The organism is Flavobacterium magnum (assembly GCF_003055625.1).
Lineage (GTDB): Bacteria > Bacteroidota > Bacteroidia > Flavobacteriales > Flavobacteriaceae > Flavobacterium > Flavobacterium magnum.
The window spans coordinates 2,134,667-2,149,763 of record NZ_CP028811.1; the positions used below are offsets into that span (position 1 = coordinate 2,134,667).

17 protein-coding genes are annotated in these 15,097 nt (G+C 47.3%); 10 read left to right on the forward strand and 7 right to left on the reverse strand.

What is annotated here, in order from left to right:
- Window positions 1-276 precede the first annotated feature (276 nt).
- The 3 genes from HYN48_RS08880 to HYN48_RS08890 all read left to right on the forward strand — a co-directional run bounded on the left by HYN48_RS08880 (window position 277) and on the right by HYN48_RS08890 (window position 2,663).
- Window positions 277-537 carry a hypothetical protein gene (locus HYN48_RS08880; RefSeq protein ID WP_108370792.1) on the forward strand — a complete coding sequence of 87 codons (261 nt, stop codon included), beginning with the start codon at window positions 277-279 and terminating at the stop codon, window positions 535-537.
- 181 nt (window positions 538-718) lie between these two features.
- Window positions 719-1,528 (forward strand): DUF3667 domain-containing protein, encoded by an 810-nt coding sequence (locus tag HYN48_RS08885; protein WP_108370794.1) that lies wholly within the window; start codon window positions 719-721, stop codon window positions 1,526-1,528.
- Window positions 1,529-1,538: 10 nt separating this feature from the next.
- Window positions 1,539-2,663 (forward strand): serine hydrolase domain-containing protein, encoded by a 1,125-nt coding sequence (locus HYN48_RS08890; RefSeq protein ID WP_108370796.1) that lies wholly within the window; start codon window positions 1,539-1,541, stop codon window positions 2,661-2,663.
- 76 nt (window positions 2,664-2,739) lie between these two features.
- Here HYN48_RS08890 and HYN48_RS08895 read toward each other — a convergent pair whose 3' ends face one another.
- From HYN48_RS08895 to HYN48_RS08925, 7 genes are all read right to left on the reverse strand, one after another.
- The gene (locus HYN48_RS08895; protein ID WP_108370798.1) at window positions 2,740-4,320 is read right to left on the reverse strand and encodes an MDR family MFS transporter; all 1,581 of its coding nucleotides are present in this window, start codon (window positions 4,318-4,320) and stop codon (window positions 2,740-2,742) included.
- Between the two features lie 72 nt (window positions 4,321-4,392).
- A complete protein-coding gene (locus tag HYN48_RS08900) occupies window positions 4,393-5,472 on the reverse strand; it encodes an HlyD family secretion protein (RefSeq protein WP_108370800.1) in 1,080 nt (359 codons plus the stop codon).
- Window positions 5,473-5,479: 7 nt separating this feature from the next.
- Window positions 5,480-6,817: a TolC family protein gene (locus HYN48_RS08905; protein WP_108370802.1), complete on the reverse strand. Its 1,338-nt coding sequence runs from the start codon at window positions 6,815-6,817 to the stop codon at window positions 5,480-5,482.
- Window positions 6,804-7,433: a TetR/AcrR family transcriptional regulator gene (locus HYN48_RS08910; RefSeq protein ID WP_108373503.1), complete on the reverse strand. Its 630-nt coding sequence runs from the start codon at window positions 7,431-7,433 to the stop codon at window positions 6,804-6,806. The genes HYN48_RS08905 and HYN48_RS08910 overlap by 14 nt, the downstream gene beginning before the upstream one ends.
- A 237-nt stretch (window positions 7,434-7,670) precedes the next feature.
- Window positions 7,671-8,234 (reverse strand): anthranilate synthase component II, encoded by a 564-nt coding sequence (locus HYN48_RS08915; RefSeq protein WP_108373505.1) that lies wholly within the window; start codon window positions 8,232-8,234, stop codon window positions 7,671-7,673.
- A 231-nt stretch (window positions 8,235-8,465) separates the two neighbouring features.
- Entirely contained in the window at window positions 8,466-9,035 is a 570-nt protein-coding gene (locus HYN48_RS08920) for a YceI family protein (protein ID WP_108370804.1), read from the reverse strand.
- A 39-nt stretch (window positions 9,036-9,074) separates the two neighbouring features.
- On the reverse strand, window positions 9,075-9,545 hold the full coding sequence (locus tag HYN48_RS08925) for a MarR family winged helix-turn-helix transcriptional regulator (RefSeq protein WP_108370806.1): 471 nt from the start codon (window positions 9,543-9,545) through the stop codon (window positions 9,075-9,077).
- A 139-nt stretch (window positions 9,546-9,684) separates the two neighbouring features.
- Here HYN48_RS08925 and HYN48_RS08930 point away from each other — a divergent pair, with 139 nt between their 5' ends.
- The 7 genes from HYN48_RS08930 to HYN48_RS08960 all read left to right on the forward strand — a co-directional run bounded on the left by HYN48_RS08930 (window position 9,685) and on the right by HYN48_RS08960 (window position 15,097).
- A complete protein-coding gene (locus tag HYN48_RS08930) occupies window positions 9,685-10,218 on the forward strand; it encodes a TlpA disulfide reductase family protein (protein WP_108373507.1) in 534 nt (177 codons plus the stop codon).
- 5 nt (window positions 10,219-10,223) lie between these two features.
- Window positions 10,224-10,838: a thioredoxin family protein gene (locus HYN48_RS08935; RefSeq protein WP_108370808.1), complete on the forward strand. Its 615-nt coding sequence runs from the start codon at window positions 10,224-10,226 to the stop codon at window positions 10,836-10,838.
- A gap of 18 nt (window positions 10,839-10,856) precedes the next feature.
- The gene (locus HYN48_RS08940) at window positions 10,857-11,168 is read left to right on the forward strand and encodes a rhodanese-like domain-containing protein (RefSeq protein ID WP_108370810.1); all 312 of its coding nucleotides are present in this window, start codon (window positions 10,857-10,859) and stop codon (window positions 11,166-11,168) included.
- Between the two features lie 96 nt (window positions 11,169-11,264).
- Entirely contained in the window at window positions 11,265-11,486 is a 222-nt protein-coding gene (locus HYN48_RS08945) for a YgaP family membrane protein (RefSeq protein WP_108370812.1), read from the forward strand.
- Between the two features lie 114 nt (window positions 11,487-11,600).
- Complete coding sequence (locus tag HYN48_RS08950) at window positions 11,601-12,857, forward strand: putative DNA modification/repair radical SAM protein (RefSeq protein WP_108370814.1); 1,257 nt, start codon at window positions 11,601-11,603, stop codon at window positions 12,855-12,857.
- The gene (locus HYN48_RS08955; protein WP_108370817.1) at window positions 12,857-13,615 is read left to right on the forward strand and encodes a TIGR03915 family putative DNA repair protein; all 759 of its coding nucleotides are present in this window, start codon (window positions 12,857-12,859) and stop codon (window positions 13,613-13,615) included. Before HYN48_RS08950 ends, HYN48_RS08955 begins: the two co-directional genes overlap by 1 nt.
- A gap of 273 nt (window positions 13,616-13,888) precedes the next feature.
- Entirely contained in the window at window positions 13,889-15,097 is a 1,209-nt protein-coding gene (locus tag HYN48_RS08960) for a hybrid sensor histidine kinase/response regulator (RefSeq protein ID WP_108370819.1), read from the forward strand.

Genomic DNA, 15,097 nt, shown 5'->3' on the forward strand with positions numbered 1-15,097 from the left:
CCCACACCTGCCCGAATGTTGAAACGAAGATTTTGGTAGACTTAATAATTCTCATACTAATACAAGTGTTTTCAGCTAAATATACATCAATTGGCGAATCGTATGTACTATACAACGAAATAATTGTTGGAAAACGTTTTTTTTATTTGTGATATTTTTAAATTTCGCATGAATTGTAGGTTCAGGGTTGAAATATAAAAAGGATTGACGTTTTAACCACCCGGCCTGCGGCCACCCTTATGGAGGAGCGGATTGGAGCCCGGCCATCAATATTGTATGAAAACAAACACCAAGGTAAAACTGATGTCGTTTTTAGGGCGGCAAAGTGCGGAGCAGGAAATCCATGCAGAAAACGACTATTGGAAATTGATTGGCGAGACGGGCGTGGTGCTGGGTGAAACCAGAAATGCCTATGGCAGGCTGCTGATTTTGTTTGACAATGACCTGGACCGCTTTGGCGTTGCGAACCACAACGCGGTAAGGAATTCGTTGTGGATTGTGCCGGAAGATCTGGAAATTGTGGATGATAATGATTAGTAACCGTTCGTCTCCAGCTGGAATCAAAACAGCGTATGACCAATACTGGGTCTTTGTAAAACAACTCAGGGAAATGGCGGGGGAATGGTGTTGGTTTAAGGTAAGTTTTTCATCGGTCGCTTGCGAAATAAATTGAAATGATAGCGCTTTTCAATATCTTCGCCTTAAAGCAATCTGATACATGACTGGTAAAAACTGCCTCAACTGCGATAAGGTGTTAACAGATAAATTTTGTGCCGGCTGCGGCCAGAAAGCTGACACACACCGGATTTCTTTCCAGCATTTTATATTCCATGACCTGTTGCATGGTACATTCCATATCGATAAGGGCATGCTGTTTACGGCCCGGCAGGCGTTGACGCGTCCGGGGAAGGCCGCACTCGATTATATTTCCGGGAAGCGGATACGGTATTACAATGTGTTTTACCTGGTGTTGATCACGCTCGGACTTTTGCTGTTTGTGCGCCATTTTTACAGTGAACTGCTGATCAGCCGGATTGGGGAAGCCGTACCGGATCCTGCTCACCAGACGGAAGCAAATAAGGCATTGGACCAGATTTATACCCAGAGGAGTAAAATCCTGATCTTCCTTTTTGTGCCGTTGTCAGCGTTGAACAGCTTTATCGTATTCCGCCGGAGAAGACTGAACCTGAGTGAACACGCAATTATTGCGGGGATGGTCTTGTTAGGGATGCTGTTGATTTCGATGGTCGGGCATCTCATTTATTATATTAACCTCGTGATTCCGTTTAGTGAAGGCTTCGCCACGGCGGTTGATATTTCAGTGGTAGTCCTTACGATGATGTATGTGGCCTATGCTTATATAAACGCCTTCCGCGCCGATTATTCCGGTTTCGCTATGGGTTGCAGGATTGCATTGATGTACCTTTTCATGTGCGTTGAGGTGGTGTTGCTTTTGGCGTTCCTGATCGGACTGGTGTCGCATTGGACGTACCAGGGCACATTTAACTTAAACCCAATGGGTTCGTAAAAAAACATCTATGAATTATACAAAATGGCACAGGGTGGGCCTCCTCATGATCCTTGCGGTCGTATTGTCATCGTGTAAACTCGGTCGGTTTGTGGTCTACAATTTCGCCGATATCAAAGATTACAAGAAGTTTCCATCGCGGGCGTTGGTGAGCCATGAGAGGAAATTCAGGTTTGATTCGACTTCAAACGGGAAATATCCGAAAGCCATTAAGGTGGGCAACCGAAAGGATTCCATTTCGCTTGACCGGCTGCTCGAAAGCCACAGCACCGTCGCGTTCCTGATCATCAGGAATGATACGATACAGTATGAAAAGTATTTCAAGGGATACAATCGGGAAAGTATCATACCGTCATTTTCGATGGCCAAATCCGTGACGTCGATCCTTATCGGCTGTGCGATTGATGATGGTTTGATCAAGTCGGTTGATGAACCCGTGACGCATTACCTTCCTGAACTCGAAAAGAACGGCTTTGGGAAAGTGACTATAAAGCATTTGCTGCAGATGACCTCGGCGCTGGATTTCAGTGAGAGTTACTTTAACCCGTTCGGTGAAGCGGCTTCCTTTTATTATGGACGGAACCTGAAGCGTGAAGTGTCCAAACTTAAGCTAAAAGGCGAACCCGGAAAGACTTTCGACTACGTGAGCGGGAATACGCAGCTGTTGGGGGAAGTTCTGGCAAGCGCCCTGAAGGGAAAAACGGTCACGCAATATTTCCAGGAAAAATTATGGACACCGCTCGAGATGGAGTACGATGGTTCGTGGAGTATCGACAAAAAGAACAACGGGACGGAAAAGGCGTTCTGCTGTATTAATGCCCGCGCGCGGGATTTTGCCAAAATCGGCCGACTCTACCTCAATAAAGGCGCATGGAACGGCAGGCAGATCGTCTCCCGCAAATGGGTAGAGGAATCGACAAAAGCAGATACCACCGAAGGCGGCGCGGATTATTATAAGTACCAATGGTGGCTGCCCTCGGCAAACGGGGATTTTATGGCTGAAGGCATTCTCGGGCAGTATATTTATGTAAATCCCGAAAAAAACGTCGTGATTGTGAGGATGGGTAAAAATGGCGGCGGTGTGAACTGGTCCGATTTTTTCATCGCATTGGCGGGTTACGCTGACAGACATTAAAAAAAACCGGACTCACGCCCGGCTTCTTCCATTTCCATTTCATAAATCGTAAAAATCTTTTGTACTGCAGGTCTGCTTAGTGCACGGCTTCAGACAAATCCACCTTATTTTTTCCTCTTTTCACAAATAGGATAACCGGGATGCAACACAGGAACAGGATGCCCAGATATAGAAAAACGTCCATGTAAGAGAGCACTGTCGCCTGTTTTAACACGTTGTAGTCCAATGCCTGGTGGGCTTTCGCAAGTGCTTCGCTGGACGAAAATCCCTTAGACATAAAGGCCTGTTGCATGCCGCTGATGCGCTGCTGTACTTCCAGCCTGCTGCCATCGAGGTGCGACACCAGATCCACGCGGTGCTTTTGCGTATATCTTGTAATAAACGTTGTGATGATCGCAATCCCGAATGATCCCCCAAGCTGGCGCATCATGCCGGTAAACGCGGCACCTTCGCCGATGCTTTTCCCTTGCAGGGTAGACAGCGCCATTGTGGTGATCGGGACAAATAGCAGTCCCAATCCGATGCCACGCATGATCAGTGGCCAGAATAAATGTTCTACGCCGGTATCGGGTGTCATGGCGTTGTGCATAGAGAATGTAAAAAAGAAAAAAATCAGGAAGCCGACGGCTACCAGGTAGGGTTGGGGCACACCCTTCTGGATCAGGTTTCCGACAATCGGCATCATAAAAGCCGTGGTAATCGAACCCGGAATCAGCAACAATCCGGCGTCTGTGGCAGTCCATCCCAATATTTGCTGGGTGTAAATCGGGATCACCAGTGTAGACCCGTACAGTCCGAAACCGAGGATGAAGCACATAAATGTCCCTACGCGCAGGTTTCTGTCCTTGAGTACGCTGAGGTTCACGATAGGATATTGGTATGTAAGCTGCCGCCAGATAAATAAGATCAAACCGAATAAGGATACGACGCTGAGGCCTGTAATCAGGGGATCATCAAACCAATCATCCTGCTGCCCGTGCTCCAGGACAAACTGCAGCGACCCGATGAAAGCCATGAGCAGGAGGATCCCGATCCAATCGACCTGATTCGCCTTGAGTTTCTCGCCATATTTGGGACTGCGCACGAAACTCAGTGTGAGTATTACAGCAATAATTCCAATCGGGATGTTGATGTAAAAGATGTAGGGCCATGAATAATGTTCGACAATATAGCCACCTAAAGGCGGCCCGAGCGTAGGTCCGACGATGACACCCATACCATAGATGGCCTGTGCCATGCCGCGTTTGGCTGCCGGATAACTTTCGGTAATGATGGTTTGTGCGGTGACAAGCAGTGCGCCGCCTCCAAGTCCCTGTATGAAACGGAAAACCACGAGTTCCCAGATGTTGCCGGCGTTTCCGCAAAGGAAGGATGAGATCGTAAAGATCACGATGGACACGGCGAAGTAATTTCGCCTCCCGAACTGCTGCGAGAGCCAACTCGTCATCGGGATGACGATGACGTTGGCAATGGCGTAGGCGGTGATCACCCAGGCCACATCGGTCAGCGTGGCGCCAAGGCTGCCGCGCATGTCGGTGAGCGCTACGTTTACAATCGTCGTGTCGACAATCTCCAGCAGCGCGCACAGCACGGCCGTAATGGTAATGATTACCCGCCTGAAGCCGTATTCGACCAAATCATTTTCTTCTTTAACCATGGTTTTTGGGTTAAGGTTTAACGCTTAGGAGCCCTGTTTTTTGCCAATGCGGCAAGGCCAGTGTCTGCATACTTAATTTAAATGCACATCGACATCCACATTCATCCCCGGCCGCAGCAATTTTATTTTTCCGGCATCATTCCCGGCATCCAGTGTAATCTTGACGGGAAGCCTTTGGATTGTTTTTACGAAGTTACCTGTTGCGTTGTCCGGAGGCAGAATTGAGAAACGCGCGCCGGTAGCAGGGGAGAACGAAGCCACTGTTCCTGTAAATTCAGTGTCCGGATAAGCATCGACCTTAACGGTGACTTTTTGCCCTGCGACCATCTTATTGAGCTGGGTTTCCTTGAAATTGGCAATTACCCAGGGGTTTTGGTTGCTGATGATGTAAAACAGCGACTGTCCGGGCTGCACGACCTGCCCGGGCTGTATGCCGATTTTTGAAATCTGGCCGTCGACTGAAGCGGTAACCACGGTATAATCCACATTTAACTTTGCGGCATCAACAGCCGCCTGCGCGCGTTTGATATTCGCCGCGGCCACGGACGTCTGTTTGCTGCTGACATTCGATTTCGCGATGGTGACCGATTTCTGGTATGCACTGGCGCGTTGCTGCTGCTGGAGGATTTTCAATTGGTTCTCTGCTTCCAGTTTCGCCGCCTCAGCCTGTTCAAACTGCTGCTTTGTAATCGAATGGTTCCTGTACAGGTTGTTGTAGCGCTCAAAGTCGTTGGTGGCCCGTGTCAGCCGTATGCGTGCGGTTTCAATATTCCCGCCCGCAGAAAGTACGTTGGCTTCTGAAACCGACACGTTTGCCTGCGCACTGCCTACGTCGGCTTTTGAGACATCGTAATTCCCTTCCGCTGCTGCCAGTGCCGCCTTTGCGTCCTCGAGCTTTACGACGTAATCGCTGTTGTCGATTGTAAAGAGCGTGTCGCCTTTCTTCACGAAATCATTATCCTTCACGTACACTTTGGTCACATAGCCGGTCACACGAGGGATGATCGGATTCATATTTTTTTCAATCTGGGCGTCATCGGTTTCCTCGTGTTTGAGCGAGTGCACGTACTTGAAAACGCCGTAGGTCACACCTGCAATAATCAGGATGCTCAGGATGGCTATGAATTTCTTATTGGTCTTTTTCTTTTCCATGATATTGTTAGTTTAGGTTGAAGGATTGAGTTAATTGGCCTGTGGCATCAAGCAGTTCGTAGTATTTCAGGACCATGTTCGCTTTGGCGTAAGCCTGGTTTATTTTTGCGGTAAGGTCTTCTACGTCGGCTTCAAGCAGGTCGTTGGTGTCTGAAAGTCCGTTATCATATTTGTCTTTCACGATGCGGTAATTTTCATCGGCCTGTTTCACCGCCTCGGCATACACCTGGTTTTGTTTCACCGAAAGGTCGTAATCCTCGCGCGCTGCCACAATCTGTGATTTAATCCGGTCTGTCAGGATGGATTGCTGCAGCCTGACTTCCTCAGAGCGCGAGCGTGCCGCCTTCACATCTTTGCTGTTCTTAAACAATGAGCTCAGGTTGTACGATAATCCCACACCGATATTCATCGCATTTTCAACGCGCACGACATTCTGCAGATCGATGAAGGCATAGCCACCCACAAGCGAAAGCGAAGGGTAGTAATTGCTTTTGGCAACCTTGATGCTCGATTCGGTAGCTTTCTGCTCAAAATCCAGCGCTTCCAGATCCTTCCTGTTTGCGAGCGCTTCTCCTTCCGATTTGATGGTTTTTGAAAAAAGATCGGGGTCGAGGTTGTCGGGTGACACTTCAATAAGTGTTTCAGGTGACAGCTTTAAAAGTGTGACCAGGTTGTAGTTAATGATACGTACGTTCTTCTCCGCATCGTCGAGCGAAAGCTGGATACGCGATTCCTGAAGCTGCGATTTCAACAAGTCGTTTCGCGCGATGATGCCGTTGGTTTCCAGCGCGGTGAAGTCGGTTACCCGTTGCTGGCTGCTTTTTAAGCTTTCCCTGAGCAACTCCACTGACTTCTGGGCCTTGTAAAGGTCAGCGTAATATTGCACCACGCGCATGGCCGTTTCCTCCTTGGTGTACTGTGCGCTCGCTTTCTCCGCCTTGTATAGATTTTCGGACGCTGCAATGCTGTGCCTGAGTTTAAATCCTGAAAAGATGGGCATGTTGGCGTTTGCCTGCGCAATGACCAATTGGTTTACTTTCGGCGATGAAGCCGGCTCGGCATTCGGATCGGTCGACGCCTCGTCACTCGACTTCAGCTTAACGTCCGCGTTGGTCAGTCGAAGGTATTGCCCGGAAAGCTTGAAATCGGGGTAGCGGTTGTTTTTTACGACGGCGAGGTCGTATTCGCGGGTGCGGACTTTGGTATCGGCTAAAAGGGACTGTTCATTTTTTGACAGCGCCAGCTGTACCGCATCGTGCAGCGAGAGGCTTGTTTTTTGTTGCGCCTGCGCGGAAAACCACCCGGATAGCAGCAGCGCAGGAAGTATTAATTTACTGGTTTTCATTGGTCAATAAAGCTTTTATGGTTTGCTTGATGTGTTTGCAAAGGTCGTTTTTGATATAATTTTCGAATGATTCGTCTGTGTCAAGGCCGAGCAACTCCTCATACAACGGACGGTTCATCCGGAAATGGAAATACGTGCCCAGGATTGTGGGTGGGATCAGGTAGATGTTGACGTCCTTACGGAACACGCCTTTTTCCTGGCCCTCGTTGATGATTTCCCGGAGGAATTCAAAATTCTTCCGCTTGACATCTGTGAATGACTTAAGGTTCACCTCGCGCTTTTTATTGGAAAGCTCGAAGTGGACAATCTGGTAAATGCAGCGGTTCTTGTGCATGCGGGCGATGTACAGCTCGATGAGCCTGTCGACTTTTTCTATGGGAGTGAGCGGTTCACGGATCAGGTTCTCAAGTTGGATCTTGAGGTCCGATATGCGCGAGATGATCAGAGCTTCGAGCATCTTTTCCTTAGAGCCGAAGTAGTAGGAAACCATTGCGATATTGATTTTCGCTTCCCTGGCTATGTTTCGTATCGAAGTGCCGTCGAAACCTTTTTCTGCGAAAAGCTGTTCTGCGACCTGAAGGATGCGCATCTGTTTGTCATTGAAATCAGTCGTCATTTTGAGGCGGTAAAAATCCGGCAACAAAATTAAACATTTGTTTAAATTAAACAATCGTTTAAAATATCATTAACTTTTTTTTAACGGCTGGGAAATGTCGGTTGCGGTACGTTACAAACGTAAATTTCATGTGAATTCACGCAATAGACATAATCTATTGCATGTATTTATATTACTGAAAAACAGATATTAATGCACTATTATATCAACTGAAATATTGATTAAAAATGAAAACCGTCAGCTGTGCAGCCAGTTTTTAAGGAGCAGCTTTCCATTGGGTGTGAGGATGCTTTCAGGGTGGAACTGCACGCCTTTTACGTCCAACGTTCGGTGGCGCAGCGACATGATTTCTCCATCTTCATCGGTTGAAGTGGCTTCGAGCGAGTCTGGGAGATCCCTGTTTACGGTCCACGAATGATAGCGCCCCACTGCCATCGTTTCCCCGATATTGGTGAATAGGGGTTCATCGGCGACCGTGATGGTAATATTGGACGAAACGCCGTGATACACTTTCTCGAGGTTGACCAGGCTGCCGCCAAAGGCTTCGGCGATGGCCTGCTGCCCAAGGCAAATGCCGAGTATGCTTTTTGTCGCGGCATAGGTGCGGATGACGGCCATGAGCAAACCTGATTCTGCAGGCAGTCCCGGCCCGGGTGAGAGTACGATCTTGTCAAATGCCGCGGCGTCTTCCAGCTCAAATTCATCGTTGCGCCACACGGTAACCTCGGCGCCGAGGTCTTCCAGGTAGTGGCTTAGGTTGTACGTGAAGCTGTCGTAGTTGTCGATCAGGAGGATTTTCATGGCGTAAATATAAGAAGTAATTATTTTGGGAAACTTCACAGTGAAGGGCTGTCGATGGGATGCCGGGGTCGCGTGAGGGATCGCAGCAAGGTGCCGCGCACCGCGGAGAGCCCGGCCGCGTTGCCGCGGGAACACGCACTTACCGAGGGTTTCCGCAACGCGGACACGCCCTGAAAAAAAGAAAACCCCGACGAAAACGCCGGGGTTCATTTGCAATATTTCTTTCGGGGATTAGAACTGCAGCGATACGCTCAATTCGAATTCGTCGTTGATTACTGCATCGCCCAAACCGGAGAAAATGCTTCCTGATTTGTATTCGATGCCGTATTTTGTGCGGTCTACTTTAAATGCTGTGCTGGCTTTGTTACCGGCAACGGCAATGTCAAATGTTACCGGCTTGGTGATGCCCTTGATGGTCAGGTCAGCAGTCACGGTGTAATTGTTGCCTTTTTTTGCAGTGACGGTCTTGAATTTCAGGGATGCTGTAGGGAATTTTGCTGTGCCGAAAAAGTCATCGGCTTTCAGGTGTCCTTCCAGTTTTTCTTTTCCTTCACCCGCTTTCAGGTCGGTTACAGCAATCGAATTCATGTCTACCGTGAAGCTTCCGCCGGTCAGTTTACTGTTTTTAAATTCCAGTGCACCGTCTTTCAGGTTCACTGTTCCGGAGTGTTGGCCGGTCACTTTTTTACCCACCCAGGCAATCTGGCTGTTTTTGGTGTCCACTTTTTTTGTTTGGGCGGTCATGGCGGCAGTGCCAAGAGCGACGATCAGTGCGATAGCGATTGTTTTAAAATTTTTCATTGTAAAGTAATTTAGTTATTGTTTAAAATTGATAAAAGATTAGTGTTTGAATGCATCGGTATTCCGGAATTTCTCGAGCAGCGTATTGAGCTGCTGCAGTTCCTCATGCGTCATGTTGACGGCAAAGTTTTTTTCATGGTTTTCGACGCGGGGGTCGAGTTCCCCGAGTAGCTCGAGCCCTTTCGCCGTAATGGCGACTTCCATCTTGCGTCTGTTGTTGGGACATACTTCACGCGTCACCAGGCCTTTCAGCAACAATTTATCGACCAGCCGCGTGGTGTTGCTGGTCTTGGCCAGCATACGCTCCTGGATCAGGAACATATTCGCGGGGCAGCCTTTCTGTCCGCGCAGGATGCGAAGGACATTAAACTGCTCTACGGAAATTTCGAACGGTTTCAGGATTTCGGCGAATTTTTCAGAAACGACATTTTGTGTATACAAAATATTCAAAATCACCTTTTTGTGTAAAGGCAAGGCTGACTTTGATTTGATCACTTCTTCGATTGTCATAATTGTTGCAACAATATTTGTAGGTACAAATGTATTGCAAAAGATTTCATTTGTATATACAACAGTGTATTAAATTTTTGTTAAATGCATGTAGTGGCCGTTTGAATTGGGTACTTTTATTGTCCTGAAAAAATTTGAGATGACGAAGATCCTGGCGTTTTTCCTGATGTTGCTACCGTTGTCATTCATCCGGGTACGGGCGATTCCGGATTCCGGAGAGCCGAAACCGCTGAGAGTTTATGAGAAGGATGGAGTGAAAGTCCCGGCATACGATTTTCGGTCACTGGAGTATTTCCTGAATAAGAAAAATGACACCACTTATGTCGTAAACTTCTGGGCCACCTGGTGTGCGCCCTGCGTGGCAGAGCTGCCACATTTTGAGAGATTGCATCGGGTTTACAACAACCGGAAAGTGAAGGTACTGCTTGTAAGCCTTGATATGAGGAAAAAGATAGAAAGCAGCCTGCTTCCTTTCATCAGGCGGAAGGAACTTAAATCAGAGGTTTTTTTTCTCGATGACCCAAACGCAAATGAATGGATAGGGAAGGTGGATCCTACGTGGTCAGGTGCCATACCAGCCACGATAATCTTTAACAAAACCGAAAGAAAATTTTACGAGCAAAGCTTTACATTTGAAACTTTGGAGAAAGAATTGAAACAATTTATAAATTAAATATCATGAACAGATTTACAATGCTCTTGCTGGCCATCGTAGTCACCGGGGCCAGTGCATTTACGATAAGGGAGGCTGCCGGCAGTGGATACAAGGTGGGGGATACGGCGACAGATTTCACGCTCAGGAACGTTGACGATAAAATGGTCTCGCTCAGGGATTTTAAATCGGCTAAAGGGTTTATTGTCATTTTTACCTGCAACCACTGTCCGTTTTCTCAGGCATACGAAGACCGGATTATTGCGCTGGATAAAAAATATGAGGCCAAGGGTTATCCTGTGATTGCCATTAATCCGAACAACCCTGCCAAACAGAAGGACGACAGTTTCGAACTTATGAAGGTCCGCGCCAGGGAGAAAGGCTTCACATTCCCATACCTTTTTGACGACGGACAGAAAATTTACCCGCAATATGGCGCTACCAAAACGCCGCATGTATATGTTTTGCAGAAAGAAGGAAAGGCATTGGTAGTAAAATATATCGGCGCTATCGACGACAATTATGAGGATGAATCGGCCGTAAAGCAAAAATATGTCGAAAATGCCGTGGATGCATTGCTTGGCAAGAAAGACATCCCCGTAAAGGAAACCAAGGCCATCGGCTGTTCAATCAAGGCGTAAAGCAATTAAAACCGTTATATGAATTTATCACAAAATGAATGGGCGTCACAACTCGAAACCGATCCAAACGCCGTTATCCTCGATGTAAGGACGGAGGACGAATGCAATGAAGGCATCATCCCAAATGCCATAATGATTGATATCTACAAAGGGCAGGGTTTTATCTACGAACTCGAAGCGCTCGACAAATCAAAGAATTATTATGTGTATTGCAAGGCGGGCGGCAGGAGCAGCCAGGCCTGTGATATTATGGGGCAACTGGGCTTTGCCAACACCTTTAACCTCATGGGCGGCTTCATGCAGTGGCAGGGTGACACCGTGCAGCCATAAATAACTTATTCCCAGCGTTTTTTTTGTTTGTTTGAAATTTTTGTTAATTTAGCTTTGTAGAAATAATTCTACAAAACCAAAAAACTAAACACAAACATGAAAAAAAATGTCGGCAAATCTGACATGATTGTCAGGTTTATTTTGGGATCAATATTACTTATATTGTCCTTTACAGATGTAAGCCCCGACGAACTTTTGGATGACCTGTTTGCCATTACAGGCGTCTATTTGCTGCTGACAGGATTGATAAGGTACTGCCTTGTCTATTTTTTTCTGGGTCTCAGCAGTTATTCGAAGGGCAGGACCAAAATGTACTGATACCGCTTTTTTAAGGCGGTATTTTTTTTGAAAGATTTTTAACGGTTGTTAAGATGGGAAACTGGTTTATCATAACTACTTTTATCAATTGAATCCGCCTTAAACTGTGAGAGAATGTCCGAAAGAATCCGTGAAAAACTGCAAATCCTCGCCGACGCCGCAAAATATGATGTCTCCTGCTCATCAAGTGGTAGCAACCGCAAAAACACGACTAAGGGACTCGGTGATGCCAGCAGTTCCGGAATTTGCCATACTTATACGGAAGACGGACGCTGCGTGTCGCTGCTGAAAATCCTGCTTACAAACCACTGCATTTTCGATTGCGCATTTTGTGTATCCAGAAAAAGCAATGATGTAAAGCGCGCCGCATTTACCGTTGATGAAGTCGTGGAACTTACCATGAGTTTCTACCGTCGCAATTATATTGAGGGCCTTTTCCTGAGTTCAGGGATTTTCAAGAATGCCGATTACACTATGGAACGGCTTGTGCGCATTGCCAAGAAACTCCGGCTTGAAAATAACTTCAACGGATACATTCATTTAAAAACGATTCCCGGGGCAAGTGAGGAGTTGCTTACCGAAGCCGGATTATACGCCGACAGGATGAGCATCAATCTCGAAATGCCGACGGAATCAGGATTAAAACTCCTTGCGCCTGATAAGTCGCATGAGGATGTGAAGAAACCGTTAGGCTTCATAAAAAACAGCATCATCGCCCTCAAAGATGAAAAGAAACTCATCCGCAGCACGCCCAAATTTGTGCCTGCTGGGCAGAGTACCCAGATGGTGATAGGGGCAACCCCCGAAACCGACATGGAAATCATGTACAGCGCAAACGAGTACTACAAGAACTTTGACCTGAAACGCGTCTATTATTCCGGCTATATCCCCATCAGTTATGATACGAGAATGCCTGTCATAGGAAGTCAGCCGCCGCTCCTTCGTGAAAACCGTTTATACCAGACCGATTGGCTGATGCGCTTCTACGGATTTGATGTCCATGAAATTCTTAATAAGGACAATCCGCACCTCGATGTCGATATTGACCCTAAATTGAGCTGGGCGCTCCGCAATATGGAGTCGTTTCCGATTGACATCAACACCGCCGATTATAAGATGATTCTCCGCGTTCCCGGCATTGGGGTAGGTTCTGCCAAAAAGATTGTTATGGCGAGGAAGTTCGGCCGACTGCGTTCAGACCAGCTCCGGCAGATGGGTATTGCCTACAATCGCGCAAGGTATTTTATCCGATGCGCGGACAGCGTTTTCCAACTCAATGAGCCCGATGGTTTTATGATAAAACAAAAAATCCTGTCAGAAAGCCAGAGCAAATACCTGAAGGTCCCGCAAAACCAACTTACTTTATTCTGATGACCGTTTTTGTTTTTGACGGCAGTCTTGAAGGGTTGCTGACTGCGGTATTCGAATTTTATGAAACCAAACCCGGCGCGGTGAAAATCGTGCCGCAATCGCATTACCAGCCCGGATTGCTGGAATCGGCGGTTGATATTTTCAGTGATGATGCCAAGGCAAAACGCGTTTGGGAAGGATTGGGGAAGAAGATAGGAAGTGACTGGCAGCTCCGGTTCTACAAATCATACCTTTCTGAAGTGCCTGAAATGGCACAGCATCTGTTTGATTTCTGCCGTTACATTTTTGACAATCCCAAAGGGGCGGAACAAAATTACGGACACCCGTCGGTGATGGCCATTTCCAAAATGGACCGCAGCGTCAACCGCGAGAGGCACCGCATGAAAGCGTTCATCCGGTTCCAGGAAACCATCGACGGCATGTTCTATGCCACGGTGGAGCCCGACTATAACGTGTTGCCCCTGATCGCCAATTTCTTCAAAAACCGTTATGCCGACCAGCAATGGATTATTTATGACCTCAGACGACATTATGGGTTGTATTACGACCTGCAATCGGTTTCGGAAATTACAATGTCTTACACCCCTGAACTGCGTAAAGGTGACACCGACGGGCTGCTGCACAACAAAGAAAGCCTGTATGCGGTGCTGTGGCAGGATTATTTTAAAAGTACCAACATACCCGCCAGAAAGAACATGAAGCTTCACCTGCAGCACGTGCCCAGGCGGTATTGGAAATACCTTACCGAGAAGCAATAACCCCACAGCGTTTCGCATTAGAGTGCGTCGCAATCATATATTTTTTAATGCGCCCAATGAAAAGAATGGTTTTTTTCATACATTTGGGTACCAATAAACAATTTTAGATCCGGAACCGGTCCTTGAAAAGATCAGTCCCCTTTCCCGGGGATCATTCCTGAAAACTGCAATTCCATATGTATTACATTTTGGACTATCAGTGAATGCTGGTGGCTTACGCTTGAGCATAACGGTTTGCCCTGCGTTAAGAAGGGGCTGTTTGCCCGTATATATATGATACTAATTGTAGACGATAAAAGGGAGAATATCATCCCGCTCAAAAAAATCCTGGAACTGCATCACCTTGAATCGGATTCGGCCGAATCAGGAGAGGAAGCATTGAAGATGATTCTCAAAAAGAATTATTCATTGATTATCCTCGATGTACAAATGCCCGGAATGGATGGCTTTGAAGTTGCCGAAGCACTTTCAGGCAGCAACCGTACCAAGGATATCCCGATCATTTTCCTCTCGGCCATCAACAAGGAGAAGAAATACATCTCCAAAGGCTATCAGACCGGCGGGGTCGACTACGTCACAAAGCCGGTCGATGCCGACCTGCTCATCCTAAAAGTCAAGACGTTCCTCAAATTATACCAGCAGCAGCAGGAACTTAAGGCGCTGCACGGTTTGTTGTCCAAAGAAATCGAAATCCGGAAAGAAGCCCAGGAGAATCTTGAGGGAAAGGTACTGGAACGCACGCGTGAACTGCAATCCAAGAATGAGGAATTGGAATTCCGGAACCACGAATTGCAGCAGTTCGCCTGGGTGGTTTCGCACGATTTAAAGGAACCCATTCGAAAAATAGAGATTTTTGTGCGTCTGATTAAAGAACGCTATCTTATCGATGAGCAGAAGGCGCACGAAACCGTCGACCGTGCTTTGGCGTCATCAGCCAGGATGACCAAACTGATTGAAGACCTGCTGGACTACTCCAGGCTGTCATCGTCGGCCGTTCCTGAGCAAACCGATCTCAATGAGGTCGTGGGCGAGGTCCTCTCTGACCTCGAATATCTTATCGATCAGAAAAACGGCACTGTAATCCTGGCCAACGATTTGCCGGTCATTATGGGAATACAAAGCCAATTGCGCCAGGTGATGCAAAATCTGATCGGCAATTCGCTGAAATTCTCGAAACCGGATATCGCGCCGGTAATCACGATCACATCGGAATGTGTGACCGAGAAGGATTGCGATGCCACCGACTGTGAAAAGGGCAAATACTACCGGATTTCGGTAAAGGATAATGGCATCGGTTTTGACCAGAATTATGTCGACAAGATTTTTACCATTTTCCAAAGGCTGCACCACCGCGACGCTTATGAAGGCACCGGTATCGGCCTGGCCATCGCCAAAAAAATCATTGAAAAACACAACGGCCTGATAACTGCCCGAAGCCAGGAAGGACAGGGGGCCGAATTCATTATTATTCTCCCAAAATAA

Bases quoted from the DNA above. Each gene is read 5' to 3' on its own strand.
- HYN48_RS08955 (WP_108370817.1), top strand. From the start codon at position 12,857: ATGACCGTTTTTGTTTTTGACGGCAGTCTTGAAGGGTTGCTGACTGCG.
- HYN48_RS08900 (WP_108370800.1), bottom strand. From the start codon at position 5,472: ATGGAAAAGAAAAAGACCAATAAGAAATTCATAGCCATCCTGAGCATC.
- HYN48_RS08920 (WP_108370804.1), bottom strand. From the start codon at position 9,035: ATGAAAAATTTTAAAACAATCGCTATCGCACTGATCGTCGCTCTTGGC.
- HYN48_RS08885 (WP_108370794.1), top strand. From the start codon at position 719: ATGACTGGTAAAAACTGCCTCAACTGCGATAAGGTGTTAACAGATAAA.
- HYN48_RS08925 (WP_108370806.1), bottom strand. From the start codon at position 9,545: ATGACAATCGAAGAAGTGATCAAATCAAAGTCAGCCTTGCCTTTACAC.
- HYN48_RS08905 (WP_108370802.1), bottom strand. From the start codon at position 6,817: ATGAAAACCAGTAAATTAATACTTCCTGCGCTGCTGCTATCCGGGTGG.
- HYN48_RS08910 (WP_108373503.1), bottom strand. From the start codon at position 7,433: ATGACGACTGATTTCAATGACAAACAGATGCGCATCCTTCAGGTCGCA.
- HYN48_RS08890 (WP_108370796.1), top strand. From the start codon at position 1,539: ATGAATTATACAAAATGGCACAGGGTGGGCCTCCTCATGATCCTTGCG.
- HYN48_RS08895 (WP_108370798.1), bottom strand. From the start codon at position 4,320: ATGGTTAAAGAAGAAAATGATTTGGTCGAATACGGCTTCAGGCGGGTA.
- HYN48_RS08880 (WP_108370792.1), top strand. From the start codon at position 277: ATGAAAACAAACACCAAGGTAAAACTGATGTCGTTTTTAGGGCGGCAA.
- HYN48_RS08960 (WP_108370819.1), top strand. From the start codon at position 13,889: ATGATACTAATTGTAGACGATAAAAGGGAGAATATCATCCCGCTCAAA.
- HYN48_RS08940 (WP_108370810.1), top strand. From the start codon at position 10,857: ATGAATTTATCACAAAATGAATGGGCGTCACAACTCGAAACCGATCCA.
- HYN48_RS08945 (WP_108370812.1), top strand. From the start codon at position 11,265: ATGAAAAAAAATGTCGGCAAATCTGACATGATTGTCAGGTTTATTTTG.
- HYN48_RS08950 (WP_108370814.1), top strand. From the start codon at position 11,601: ATGTCCGAAAGAATCCGTGAAAAACTGCAAATCCTCGCCGACGCCGCA.
- HYN48_RS08935 (WP_108370808.1), top strand. From the start codon at position 10,224: ATGAACAGATTTACAATGCTCTTGCTGGCCATCGTAGTCACCGGGGCC.
- HYN48_RS08915 (WP_108373505.1), bottom strand. From the start codon at position 8,234: ATGAAAATCCTCCTGATCGACAACTACGACAGCTTCACGTACAACCTA.
- HYN48_RS08930 (WP_108373507.1), top strand. From the start codon at position 9,685: ATGACGAAGATCCTGGCGTTTTTCCTGATGTTGCTACCGTTGTCATTC.